Genomic DNA, 12463 nt, shown 5'->3' on the forward strand with positions numbered 1-12463 from the left:
AAGACGAAGCGAATTTTCAAAGCTCCAGAATATCCGGCCTCTCTTCGAGCAACGACAGGCAGGCGTCCACGGCATCCGCATCGTACAGGACGCCCCTCTTCGAGCGTATCTCGTCCATCGCGGCATCAAGCCCCAGGGCGGGCCGATACGGCCTGTGGGAGGCCATCGACTCGACTACGTCGGCAACGGCGAGTATCCTCGCTTCGAGCAGTATTTCATCCCCTCTCAGCCCTTGAGGGTAGCCGGTGCCGTCGATCCTCTCATGGTGTTGAAGAGCTATGTCGGCCACGGGCCAGGGAAAATCGATCCCTCGGAGTATCTCGTAACTAGACCGGGGATGAGTCTTCACCAGCTCGAACTCGACCTCGGAGAGGCGACCGGGCTTGTTCAGGATCTCTCCGGCCACCTCGATCTTCCCGACATCGTGCACTAGTCCTGCTATCCGAAGCCCCTCGCACCTGGCTTCGTCAAGGTTCAACATCCGTCCGATCATGGAGGCCAGGAGGGCGACTCTCTCCTGATGTTTTATGGTGAAGGGGTCCTTCTTGCCGACTATCCGTCCCATCGTGCGAACCACGTCGGCAAAAGTCTTCCGAAGCCTTTCGTTCCCGGCCTTCTCCTCTCTCTTCAGCTCCCATCCACTCTCGGAGGCGGCCATGGAGTAGGCCGCGCTTTTCAGCAAGTCCAATTCATCCGTGACGAAGCTCGGACGCTGCTCTTTGAATGAGAGAGCCAAAAAACCCCACAGGCGGCCGTGCAGGTTCACCGGCACGGCCATAAGGTACGGGGCCGTCCCCTCACAGTCGAAAGAGGCTAAACGCTCCGGGCAATCCACGTGATCCAAGGATCCTTGGAACACCTCTCCCTCCTGGAGCAAGGGAAAAAGGGAGTGAAAACAATCCTCCCCGTCAAGCCGCGCCAGTACGCAAACAGAACCGCCCTCCGGCACCTCCTGTGCCGAGGTGCTTATCAGTCGGGCTAACATTTCCTCGTCCTTCAAGGGCTCGATCCTGAAAAGAGCCGCCTTGCAGGCGTCAAACGCCCGGGCCGTAAGAGCAAGAGCCCGTTCAAGGACCCCCGAGGCCTCGCCCTGGGAGAGCAGTAGACTGGAGGCCTCGGAGATCGTCTCAACGAGCCTTATATGGTCGTTCAGGCGTCCGACGGCGCGCACACGTTCATTCAAGGTGCGCCTTACGTCGCCGTGGAGACGGGCGTTCTCGAGCGCTATGGAGGCTGACCCGGCGAAAAGTTCGAGGTCAAACAGAAAGTCGTTGTCGACCTCCCGCGGGACGTCCTGGTAGAGCACGGAGATGAGCCCGTACAAAACCTCCCCCCTGAACAGGGGCAACCCTATCATGGTGCTGCACCTAGCCAGGCGCGGGTCGTCCAACCTGTCCTCGTACGTGCGGTAGTCCTTTATAACGACTTTGTTCCTGGTGCGGTGGATCTCCCCACACAGCCCGGTATCGACCGGGCAGTGGCTTCCCTCGAAATCCCTCATCATTCCACGCCCAAGGACCACTCGATAGCTCATCTCGTCCGGCTCCAGCAGGGCGATCCTGCCGTGTTCGGTCCTGGCAAGCAGCAGGGACTTCTCGAGGATGTGAGCCAAGAGTCTGTCCGTGTCGGTCTCCTCCATGAACGCGAGCAACGTGGATTGCAGCAGCTTCAACCTCTCGTTCTGCATGGCCACTCTTCGCTCCGTCCTGTGCAGTTCGCCCATGTCGATACTGAGCCCCGACACACTCTTGACCCTCCCGAATTCATCGTGGACCGGGTACGCCCTTGACACCGACCAGGAGTCGCTCGCTTTTGCACAGGGAGATCTTCCAAGATACTCGACTCTTTGGACTTTTCCTTCGTTCAACTCGGCTAGCCCGTTCTTCAGCTCCCGGGGCATGCTCCATTGAGGGGAGCGAGCGAGGCCGTCTTCATCTCTGAGCGGATCAGTCCCGTCAGCTTGGAGAATGATTCCTCTCTCCGGATCATACTCCCACACGCATATCCTCGAGGCCTCGAGCACCCGGGCCAATCGTTCGTTATTCCGCCTCAAAAGCTCCTCGGAGAGCTTTCTCCCGGTGATATCGGCAAGGCTTGACTGGTACGCAAAGGACCTGCCATCCTCGTCCCTGTAGAAAAGAGTCCTGTCCTCGATCCAGACGCTCTCGCCGACCGGGCGAGCCAACCTGTACTCCGTCCGAATCTCGTCGGGCCCCGCCCGCAAGGCCTCTGAAAAGAGACGTTCGAAGCCGAGGGCGTCCTCCTCGTGGATGAGCGAGTAAAAGGAGGTCCTTCCGCTGGTCAGCTCCTCCGCGGAGAGTCCCAGCCTCTCGATATTGCCGGCGACGTACTCGATCGGATGCTCCTCCGAGGCACTGCCCCACAGGATGATCAGAGGGCTGGATACGAACACCTGGCCCAGAGTCGGCATCCTGGTCTTCCTCATGCCGGCCATCGGTCACCCTCCTCCAGGAAGTCCGGCCGCTCGGCGAAGAGCTCCAGGCATGCGTCCACCACGTCGGGGTCGTACAGCACTCCGCGCTTGGAGCATATCTCTTCCAGTGCGGCTTCCATCCCAAGCGACGGACGGTAAGGCCTGTGCGACATCATGGACTCCACGACGTCTGCGACGGCGACGATCCTGGCCTCCAGGAGAACCTCGTTCCCCTTGAGCCCCCCGGGGTATCCCGATCCGTCCAGTCTCTCATGGTGCTGGCGTGCAATGTCCGCGACCGGCCAGGGAAAATCCACCTCGCTCAGAATATCGTAACCGGACTCCGCGTGCGTCTTGATCAGCTCGAACTCCATCTTCGACAGCTTCCCCGGCTTGCTCAGGATCTCGCTGGGGATCTCTATCTTGCCTATGTCGTGCACCAGCCCCGCGATATGGAGGCCTTCACAGCGGTCCTCGTCAAGCCCTAGCCTCCTTCCCAGCTCAAGGGCCAAATCAGCGACCCTCTCCTGATGCTCTATGGTGTAGGGGTCCTTTTTTCCTACGATCTGCCCCATTGTTCGGATCACGTCTGTGAATGTATCCTCCAGCTTCTCGTAGCCGCTTTTAATTCCGCGTTCGGACTCTCGCCTGGTCACCGAGGCCGCCGCATTGTACGCGGTTGTACGCAGCACGTCCAGCTCGTAGGGCTCGAAGGATGGGCGTTCCTTGTTAAAAGCGAAGCCCATCGCCCCCCAGAAGGCCCCGTCGACGTACACCGGAATCATGGTCACGGTCGAAGGCGCGTCCGGATCGGAGCGCGACCCTTCGCCACCGCCGGGCACGACCTCGTGGTAAGGTTCGTTCTTCGAGAGATTGCTGCGGGCAACGGAGAAGAATTCCTCCCATCGGGCCCTGTCCAGAGGGCTCGCCAGTTCATTTTCATCTTCGCGAGGCCCGGTGAAGACCAGTACGCTCGCGGCGGAATCCTCGCCGGCGCGGCCAGAGGCCCTGATAAACGCCGTGCTGTCGGCATCCACCGCTCTCGCCAGTGTGCGGAGGGCCATCGACAGCGACTTCTCTTCCGAGTCGTCCGCGAACAGAAACCCCCCCGCCTCCACGGCGGACTCGACGAGCTTCCGGTGCGAGAGCAGGCGCTCTTCCGTCTCCCGCCGCTCCCTTATCTCCATGCCGGCCTTTTTGTAGAGCAACGAGCTTTCAAGCGCGATGGCCGCGGCCGACGCAAACTGCTCCATCAGGTCCAAAACCGGCTCGTCTAAAACCCTGACCCTGTCCCTGTAGGAGATCGAGAGGACGCCCAACAGACCCTCGCCTCGCCGGAGAGGTATCGACAGGGCCGTGGTGACGTGCTTGTACTCGTCCAAGTCCATGCGACCCGGATAGACGCGATAGTCATCGACGACGAGCCTGCGGTTCGTCCTTATCACCTCGCCCATCATCCCTTCCGTGACGGGGATCCGTCTGCCAATAAGATCTTCGTAAAAACCCACCCCCCACAGGTTGCGCCTATAGAACGGATCTTCCTCGACCACGCCTACGAGTCCGTCCACGGCGTCCGCGAGCTCCGTTGCCTTCTCGAGAATCCTCCGGCCAAGAACCTCCGGGTCGAGCTCCTCCATGAAGGACAGGGATATCCCGTGCAGCGTCGACAAGCTCTCGCTCTGGTGCAGGGCCAGCTCCTCCGCCTTTTTTATCGCGGTTATGTCCACGGTCGTCCCCTGAATCTTGACGACGTCGCCTCTCTCGTCCCTGACCGGGAATCCCTTCTTCAGAATCCATAAATCGGAACCGTCGTCACGGGGGACGGACAGCTCCGCCTGAAACTCATCGGCCCGGCCCTCGAGCACGTCCCTCCAGGCCTTTTCGTGCCTTTCACGATCCTCCGGACTGAAGAGCCTCTCCCAGAGTTCACCTCGAGACCTCGGCATCTCGTCCTCGCTCATTCCCAGAAGCGAGGCCCGGCCAACCCCGGTGATCTCGTCGCTTTCCGGGACGGACTCCCAGATACCGACCCTCGCCAGCGAGAGGACTCTCTCAAGCCGCATGTCGCTCTCCGCCAGTCTCAGCTCGACCGTCTTTCTCTCAGTGATGTCAAGCAGGCTTGACTGATAGAGGACAGCTTCGCCCCTGTCGTCCCTGTAAAAGACTATTCGATCCTCCACCCAGCGAACCTCTCCGGAGCGGGTGACTATCCGATAGTCTATCTCGAATGAGTCCACGCCTTTTGCCAGGGACTCGCGAAACGCGGAGTGAAGCCGCTCCCGGTCGGCCTCGAAGACGATCGAGTCGTACGGAGTCTCCTCCATGACTATCTCGGGCACGGTATAGCCGAACTGGCAGATGCCGGCCGAGACGAAATGCACCGGCCTGTTACCAAGCGGCTCTCCCCAGATGATTACGACAGGACTCGATGCTATAAGACGGTCGAGATGAAACCTCTCATCAATGGACATTCCTTGCCCTCACCTTTCAGATGGACGGCTAAAAGCCCTATGGACATTGTACGCCAACTACGCCTTGAAGAACAGGCCATGCCGGGAGGCGGCCGCAACAGCAGGATGACTCTCGTTCGCTCGGGATGACCGATATGGCTCTCCTCCCGAACCCTGTTCCGCCGTTGCGTCTGATATAATGTAACAACGATTTGAATACACTTTGGGGGTAGAATAATGTCCGCTCGAGATCAGTCTCCACTGCTGTACTTCTCTGCTTATGCGGCGCTTTATATAGTCTGGGGCTCTACGTACCTCGCCATTCGTTTTACAGTGGAGACGATCCCGCCGTTCTTCAGCGGCGCACTCCGATTTCTGCTGGCCGGTGGCGCCCTCATGGTCTGGTGCCTGTTCAAGGAGAAGGAGCGCCCGACGTTAAAGGGATCCTTCGAGGCTTTGAAGGTGGCCGCCCTGATGCTCCTGGGCGGGTACGGCGGGGTCGTATGGGCGGAGCAGACGGTCCCCTCCTCGCTGGCGGCGCTGATAATCTCGGTCGAGCCCTTATGGATAGTCATTTTGGACTGGCTCTTCTTCCACTCCCGAAAGCCCTCTCCCGCGGAGACCCTGGGGATCGCCCTCGGCTTCGGAGGGACCGTCTTCCTTGTCCTGTCACAGTCCGGATACTCGGTATCCCTTGAGGATGGACAGACCATCGGGATGATAGTCCTGATGGTCTCGACCTTCAGCTGGAGTTTGGGGGCCCTCTGCTCGCGCAAGGCACCCATAGCAAAATCGGGCGCGTTGGCCTCGGGGATGCAGATGACAGCCGGGGGCATCCTTTTGCTGATCCTGTCCGCGGCGGCCGGGGAGCCATCCCGCCTGGCCCTCGAGGCTTTTTCCCTCAAGTCAGTACTGTCGTTGGCCTACCTGATCGTATTTGGTTCTCTGATAGGATACACGGCCTTCATCTGGCTGCTAAAGGTGGACAGGGCGTCCCGGGTGGTCACCCACACGTTCGTCAATCCGATCGTCGCGATAATACTTGGATGGTCCCTGGGGGACGAGACCCTATCCTCTCCGATGCTCATCGCCTCCGTGTTTATCATCATCTCGGTCGTCATCATCATAAGGCAAGGCCTGGACGAGGTAGAAACGCCGGTCGGCGATCAAGCATAGTCACAAGAGCCCTGATATGCTTCGATCGCTTCATGGAAAAGACGCCGCAGGCCCGGCTTCTCGCTTCATGGGCTTGCGGCGTTTTCCTTCACGGACTTTAAGAACGCGGACACAGGCAGGCTCAAGGAGTCCTTATCTCTGAAAGCATCTCCTCCAGCAGTCGCTTTACCTCCTCCGCCTCCTCCTCGTACTTCGCTAGCATCTCGCGGCGCTTCTCCTCCGGGATCGACTCGGCGGCTGGGTCCTCCTGAATGTATTTCTTTTTTTTCTCAAGGATTCGCAACAATTCCTCCCTGTCCTTCAGGAGCTTCTGCCACTCCAGGTAGCTCTGTTGATCCTCGTCTTCTTTGATAAAAGCTCTGCTCATGGCCATCCCCCCTCTCGCAACCGGCGAAAAGCAAACAGAGCGCAAGGCCACGGATGCTATCCGAGGCCCTGCAGGCTTTTCACGATGATGTATTAAGACACATCAAGCCCACAGCACTACTGCGGTATTGGCACGTCGAAGGCGTACCGAAGAGGGGTGCGACATACAACACCGGTCGCCTCCGCCCCTGCCCTTGTTTGCCCGCGACGTATCTCTGTCGCCTCGTTTATGATGACACGAGAACATGATCGCCTGCTGAACACCCAGTTATGCAGCAGCCTAATGTCCATACTATTATTGTCCGTAGAGCCTTTTTTTGCAAGTACCGGGATGTCGCCGCAGGCAGCGCGGCCCTCCAAGGGGGATGCGGGGAAGGTGCGGGCTCCATAAAAATGCCCGCGTCTTCCCCGCATCCTTGTTGCGCGAAGAATCTTGACTACAGGTTCTTCACCACCATGGCGACGCCCTGCCCGCCGCCGATGCATGCACTCACGATTCCAAGCTCCTTGTTCATGCGCTTCAGAGAATAGACGAGGGTCGCAAGGATCTTGCCCCCCGTGGCGCCTATCGGATGCCCGAGCGCTATCGCCCCGCCGCACGGGTTCAATCTCTCCATGTCGAAGGGCATGTCGCGGTGGCACGCCAGGATCTGCGCCGAGAAGGCCTCGTTTATCTCTATTATCTCCATGTCGTTCAGCTCAAGCCCGGCGCGCTCAAGAGCCTTGGGCATCACCACCACAGGACCGAGTCCCATGTGAACCGCGTCAAGCGCCCCGGAGGCGTATCCGAGTATCTCTGCGAGTGGCTTGTGCCCGTTGGCCTGAGCCCACTCGGCGTCCGCTACGATGCACGCGCTTCCAGCGTCGCAGAGCGCGGAGCTGGACCCAGCCGTTATCGTCCCGTCCTTCTTGAAGATGGGCGGCAGCTTGGCCAGCGACTCGAGGGATGTGTCGGTGCGCGGGATTTCATCGGTATCTACAGTGATTGTCCCCTTCTTCCTGTCCTTGACATCGACGGAGACTATCTCCTCCTTGAAGAAACCGCCCTCGATCGCCGCCACTGCCTTCCTATGGCTGTTCAGAGCATACTCGTCCTGCTCCTCCCTGCTGATCGAGCGCTCCTCCGCAAGGATCTCGGCGGTCGCCCCCATAAGCATGTCCGACAGTGGGCAGTGAAAGCCGTCCTTGTGAAGGATGTCCTGCGCCTTTTTCTCTCCCATCCGGAAACCCCACCGGGCGTCCTGAAGGATGTAGGGCGTGTTCGACGCGCTCTCCATTCCTCCGGAGGCCATCGCCACGGCATCGCCTAACCGAATCCTGTCGGCGGCAAGCATCGCCGTTCTAAGGCTCGAGCCGCAGCGCTTGTTCAGGGTGAAGGCCGGTATGTCATCCGGAAGGCCCGCCCGAAACATGGCGATCCTGGCGGGGTTCGCTCCCACCCCGGCCTGCCATCCGTTGCCCATTATCACCTCTGCGATATCCTTCGGGTCTACCCCCGATCTTTTAACAGCCTCGGAGAGGGCCGCCGCCCCCAAGTCCGGGGCCTCCACTCTCTTGAGCGCGCCGCCGAACTTTCCTCCGGGCGTCCTGCAAGCACTTAGAATAACGACTCTTCTCATCTTTCGTGTCCTTTCATAGTCGTCACGCTACTCCCTTCATCGGGGAGAGATCGGGGGAGACGTCGAAGTCCATCGTGGTGTTGGCCTTGAGTTCCTCCAGCGTGACCTCCGGTGAGATCTCGTGCAGCACCATGCGGCCCTCCTGCCTTCTTACCAGGCAGAACTCGGTGACGACCACGCTGACGACTCCCTTGCCGGTCAGAGGAAGAGTGCACTCCTTGACCAGCTTCGGCCTGCCTCTCTTGTCGATGTGAGTAGTCGCCACGTAGACCGCCTTGGCGCCGGTCACCAGATCCATCGCACCGCCCATGCCCGGGACCATCTTGCCCGGAATCATCCAGTTAGCGAGGTTGCCGTCGCTATCCACCTCGAGCGCGCCCAGAACCGTGGCGTCGAGGTGCCCTCCTCTTATTAGGCCGAAGCTGGTGTCGCTCGCGATGATCGACGACCCCGGGAGGAGCGACAGACAGCGCCCTCCCGCGCCTATGAGGCGCAGATCGTCCTCTTCGGGCTTGGGCCCCGCTCCCACCACTCCGTTCTCCGTCTGCAGAAGGACGTGCACCCCGTCCGGAAGATGATCCGAGACAAGGGTGGGAATCCCTATCCCCAGGTTCACCACCACGCCGTCCTCGAGGTCCATTGCTATTCTTTTGGCTATCCTGTTACGGACGACCTCCTCATCAAGTACGGGTAGCATAGTATCCGTCTCCTTTCAAAACAAGAATGTCGACCAGCATCCCCGGTGTCACGACGTCGTTCGGGTTGATATCCCCCTGGCCAAGGATCATGTCCACCTCGGCTATCACCAGGTCTGCTGCCGTCGCCATGGCCGGGTTGAAGTTGCGACCGGTCCCGTAGTAGGTCAGGTTGCCGCCCCGGTCGGCCTTGTAACCACGGATTATGGCGACATCGGCTTTAAGAGGCGGCTCCAAGATGTATCTCTTTCCCTCCACCTCTACTATCTGCTTTCCCTCCTCGTGGATCGTGCCGACGCCAGTAGGAGTGAGCACGCCCCCGAGGCCGAAGCCGCCACACCTGATTCGCTCGACGAAAGAGCCCTGCGGTACCAGCTCCAGCTCGAGTTTTCCCTCGTTGAACAGCTTCTGTGTCGCCCGGTTCAGGCCGATGTGGGAAGCGGTCACCTTGCGGCATCGGCCGCTCACCACAAGCTTGCCATGACCGACCCCGTCCGGGTGTCGGTCGTTTGCGTACAGGGTATCGTTCGCGATCAGGTGAAGATCCCCGGTACCCTGCGCCATGAGAGCGTCGATCAGGGTATAGGGAACTCCCGCGAAGTTGAACCCGCCGACCATCAGCGAAGCGCCAGGCTTGATGCGACTAACGGCCTCCTCGGCCGACATGACAGGTTTAATCAGCTTGTTTACCATAAAGAGTCGACACCTCCTTAAGATTCTGTGCCACCTGGCTCCGATTCTCGCCCGAGCCCTCGCCTCGCGGCTCCCTTCTGCCACAGAAACACTCCGGCGAGTATGACCAGGCCGACCGCGTCGGTGAGCATGTTCGGGACTATGAGCAGGAACGGGACGATGAACAGCAATATTCTCTCGATCGGCGACAGCTTGGAGTGGTAGTACCCCTGGACCCCCGCTGCCAGGCCAATGATGGCCATCAGGGCCGTGCCGAAAGAGTAGGCTATCTGCAGAAGATTGCCCTGGAATAGCAGGTGGTTGTTATATACGAACATGTACGGGACCAAAAATCCGGCGGACGCGGTGAGCAGCGCCGTGAATCCCGTCTTGATGGCGTTGCTCCTCGCAATCCCCGCGGCCGCGTAGGTGGCGAGCGCCACCGGCGGGGTCACGTCGGCCAGCACCCCGAAGTAGAGGCAGAACAGGTGGGCCGACATCAAGGGCACCCCCATCTGGTACAGGGCTGGTGCCGCGAGAGTCGAGGTGATAATGTACTGGGCCGTCGTCGGGACTCCCATCCCGAGTATTATGGACCCGATCATCGTTAGGATAAGCGCCATCGGCAGAATGCCCCCCGACAGGTTTATCACGAACGACGAAAAGGCCAGCCCCACGCCGGTGATCCCTATGACCCCTATTACGAGGCCGGAGCATGCACAGGCGGCCGCTACCTCCACGGCCCCTAACCCGCCGCTGATGAGGGCATCCAGCAGTCGCTTCGGCGTCATTCGGTACTCGGCCTTGCCGATCCACGATACGAAGATCATGATGATGATCGACCAGAAGACAGCCTTCACCGCCGAATAGCCGAGGGCCAGGAAGATCACCAGGGTGATGATGGGCAGCAGCAGGTGCCAGCCCTCCTTTAGGACCTTGCCAACCTTGGGCGCGGTATCGGCCGTCAAACTCTTGATGTCCCTCCTTCCGGCGCGAAAGTGGACCATGGCAACGATGGAGATGAAGTACAGTGTGGCGGGCAGAGCCGCAGCGACCACGATATCCCAGTAGGATATGCCCAGGAACTGGGCCATGATGAAGGCCGCCGCGCCCATTACGGGGGGCATGACCTGCCCTCCCGTGGATGACGCCGCCACCACTGCTCCCGAGAATGTGGAGGTGTAGCCCGCCTCCTTCATCAGGGGGATGGTGAAGGCTCCTGTAGTCACGGCATTGGCAACGGAGCTCCCCGACACTGTACCCATCAGGCCGCTTGCCACGACCGCGGCCTTGCCCGCCCCCCCCTGGCTGCGCCCGGTGAGAGCCAGCGACAGGTCTATGAAGAACTGCCCGGCGCCGGTCACGCTGAGAATCGCCCCGAATAGCACGAACAAGAAAATGAACGAGGCCGACACACCGAGAGGCACGCCGAAGATGCCGTCCGTGCGCAAGTACTGGAAGGGCGCCAGCTCCTCGATCGGAAACCCGCTGTGACCCAGGACGCCGGGGAAATACTGTCCGAACAGCGCATAGATGATAGCGATTATCGCCACGGAAGGAAGGGGCCATCCCATGGCCCGACGGCCCGCCTCGATGACCAGCACAACCATCATGACGCCCAGGTATATGTCGGAGGCGATGGGCATGCCCTCCCGCATCGCGATCGCCTCCCAGTTCAAGAGGATGTTCAGACAGCCGACCGCCACGAGGGCCGCCAGCACCCAGTCCCAAGGGTCTATCCTGTCCCTGGGGCGGTTCTTCGTCGCGGGGAAGATCAGGAAGATCAAGCTTCCCATGAACATCCAGTGCACTCCCCTCTGGTACATCGCGGAGAGGAGTCCAAACGCGGCCGTGTAAAGGTGGAAGAGTGACGCCGCCAAGGCGATGCCCGCCACCACCCAATACTGCCACCCCTTGAGCTCTCTTTTTCCTCCCTCTACGATCTCTTTTTCTAAAACAGTCTGCTCAACGGGCGGATTGTTTTCGGTCTTCATGTAGAAACCTCCTGGTGGGGTTATTCATGCGTCCTCCAGTCGCCTCCCCTCCGGCCCCGGAAAGGTCGAAAAGCCGATCCGGGGCCGGGAAGGGAGTGACTTCAACGGGCTTGAACGCCCTCTACTTCATATCGATTCCCTGCTCGATGAAGTACTTATTTGCCCCTGAGACGAACTCCGTGATCCCGACACTTGCCTCCTCGGGAGTGAAGTGCTCGGCCTGGGTCGTTATGTTCATGAACTTGTCCCTGTTCTCGATGATGGTCTTCACCAGGTTGTAGGATAGGGTCTCGTCCATGTCGTCCCTCACCACCAGGTAGTTTCCGTCCGCTATCGTCCTAATGTCCTCCTTGATGCTCTCGTACACGCCCGTCTTGATCGTGTACGGGATGAGGAACGGGTTGACCTCGATGATCTTGTTGACGAGGTCCTCCTCCAGCGGAATCATGACCACTTCACGCTGCGCCGCCACCTCGAGCACCGCGGAGCCGGGAGCGGCAAAGTTCCAGAACACCGCGTCCACGTTTCCGTCCTTCAGCGCCATGACGCCCTCCGGCTGAGTGAGCTGCTGCTTTGTGAAGTCCTTTTCCGGGTCGATCCCGGCGGCCGCCAGGATCAGGTTGGTGAGGATCTGGTCGCCGCCTCCCGGCGCTCCGACCGACACCCTCTTGCCCTTGATGTCCTCAAGCTTCGTGATGCCAGAGCCCTTCACCGTCACCAGGTGATGGGGGGCGGGATACATGCTCATGAGGATCTGGAGCGGAAGCTTCCCGTCCGGTTCGAAGGCTTCGGTGCCTGTTATGGCCTGGTAGAGTGTAGATGCCATGGACATGCCTATGTGAGCGCGCCCGGACGCCACCAAGCGGCAGTTCTCGCGCGAGGCCGAGGTGGAGCGGGACGTCGCCCTGACCCCGATCCCGGCGTTGGTCAGTACTTCCGCCATCGCCCCTCCGAGGGGGTAGTAAGTGCCCCCCACGCCGCCGCTGCCGATCGTTATGAACGTATCAGCCAACCCGGCCGATGCGAACACCATTATGCCGACAAGCGCAAGTGCCAA

The 12463-nt window shown here is 60.1% G+C and carries 9 protein-coding genes; 1 reads left to right on the plus strand and 8 read right to left on the minus strand.

Annotated elements, in window-relative coordinates; translation table 11 throughout:
* Window positions 1-16 precede the first annotated feature (16 nt).
* Both GX181_03840 and GX181_03845 read right to left on the minus strand, forming a co-directional pair.
* A complete protein-coding gene (locus GX181_03840; protein ID NLM71079.1) occupies window positions 17-2455 on the minus strand; it encodes an HD domain-containing protein in 2439 nt (812 codons plus the stop codon).
* Complete coding sequence (locus tag GX181_03845) at window positions 2443-4905, minus strand: PAS domain-containing protein (protein NLM71080.1); 2463 nt, start codon at window positions 4903-4905, stop codon at window positions 2443-2445. Before GX181_03845 ends, GX181_03840 begins: the two co-directional genes overlap by 13 nt.
* A 216-nt stretch (window positions 4906-5121) precedes the next feature.
* Here GX181_03845 and GX181_03850 point away from each other — a divergent pair, with 216 nt between their 5' ends.
* On the plus strand, window positions 5122-6060 hold the full coding sequence (locus GX181_03850) for an EamA family transporter (protein NLM71081.1): 939 nt from the start codon (window positions 5122-5124) through the stop codon (window positions 6058-6060).
* A 121-nt stretch (window positions 6061-6181) separates the two neighbouring features.
* Here the strand turns inward: GX181_03850 and GX181_03855 are convergent, their stop codons facing one another.
* The 6 genes from GX181_03855 to GX181_03880 all read right to left on the minus strand — a co-directional run bounded on the left by GX181_03855 (window position 6182) and on the right by GX181_03880 (window position 12439).
* Window positions 6182-6427: a hypothetical protein gene (locus tag GX181_03855; protein NLM71082.1), complete on the minus strand. Its 246-nt coding sequence runs from the start codon at window positions 6425-6427 to the stop codon at window positions 6182-6184.
* 436 nt (window positions 6428-6863) lie between these two features.
* The gene (locus GX181_03860) at window positions 6864-8045 is read right to left on the minus strand and encodes a thiolase family protein (GenBank protein ID NLM71083.1); all 1182 of its coding nucleotides are present in this window, start codon (window positions 8043-8045) and stop codon (window positions 6864-6866) included.
* A gap of 22 nt (window positions 8046-8067) precedes the next feature.
* Window positions 8068-8742, minus strand: coding sequence for a 3-oxoacid CoA-transferase subunit B (locus GX181_03865; protein ID NLM71084.1), 675 nt, complete (start codon window positions 8740-8742; stop codon window positions 8068-8070).
* A complete protein-coding gene (locus GX181_03870) occupies window positions 8726-9433 on the minus strand; it encodes a CoA transferase subunit A (GenBank protein NLM71085.1) in 708 nt (235 codons plus the stop codon). The genes GX181_03865 and GX181_03870 overlap by 17 nt, the downstream gene beginning before the upstream one ends.
* A gap of 17 nt (window positions 9434-9450) precedes the next feature.
* Window positions 9451-11406: a TRAP transporter permease gene (locus GX181_03875; protein NLM71086.1), complete on the minus strand. Its 1956-nt coding sequence runs from the start codon at window positions 11404-11406 to the stop codon at window positions 9451-9453.
* 121 nt (window positions 11407-11527) lie between these two features.
* Entirely contained in the window at window positions 11528-12439 is a 912-nt protein-coding gene (locus GX181_03880) for a TAXI family TRAP transporter solute-binding subunit (protein NLM71087.1), read from the minus strand.
* Between the last annotated feature and the right edge of the window lie 24 nt (window positions 12440-12463).

It is taken from the genome of Synergistaceae bacterium (genome assembly GCA_012521675.1).
GTDB lineage: Bacteria > Synergistota > Synergistia > Synergistales > Aminobacteriaceae > JAAYLU01.

Excerpts from the sequence above, each read along its gene's own strand:
- GX181_03840 (NLM71079.1), bottom strand. The coding sequence starts at position 2,455 with ATGGCCGGCATGAGGAAGACCAGGATGCCGACTCTGGGCCAGGTGTTC.
- GX181_03845 (NLM71080.1), bottom strand. The coding sequence starts at position 4,905 with ATGTCCATTGATGAGAGGTTTCATCTCGACCGTCTTATAGCATCGAGT.
- GX181_03850 (NLM71081.1), top strand. The coding sequence starts at position 5,122 with ATGTCCGCTCGAGATCAGTCTCCACTGCTGTACTTCTCTGCTTATGCG.
- GX181_03855 (NLM71082.1), bottom strand. The coding sequence starts at position 6,427 with ATGAGCAGAGCTTTTATCAAAGAAGACGAGGATCAACAGAGCTACCTG.
- GX181_03860 (NLM71083.1), bottom strand. The coding sequence starts at position 8,045 with ATGAGAAGAGTCGTTATTCTAAGTGCTTGCAGGACGCCCGGAGGAAAG.
- GX181_03865 (NLM71084.1), bottom strand. The coding sequence starts at position 8,742 with ATGCTACCCGTACTTGATGAGGAGGTCGTCCGTAACAGGATAGCCAAA.
- GX181_03870 (NLM71085.1), bottom strand. The coding sequence starts at position 9,433 with ATGGTAAACAAGCTGATTAAACCTGTCATGTCGGCCGAGGAGGCCGTT.
- GX181_03875 (NLM71086.1), bottom strand. The coding sequence starts at position 11,406 with ATGAAGACCGAAAACAATCCGCCCGTTGAGCAGACTGTTTTAGAAAAA.
- GX181_03880 (NLM71087.1), bottom strand. The coding sequence starts at position 12,439 with ATGGTGTTCGCATCGGCCGGGTTGGCTGATACGTTCATAACGATCGGC.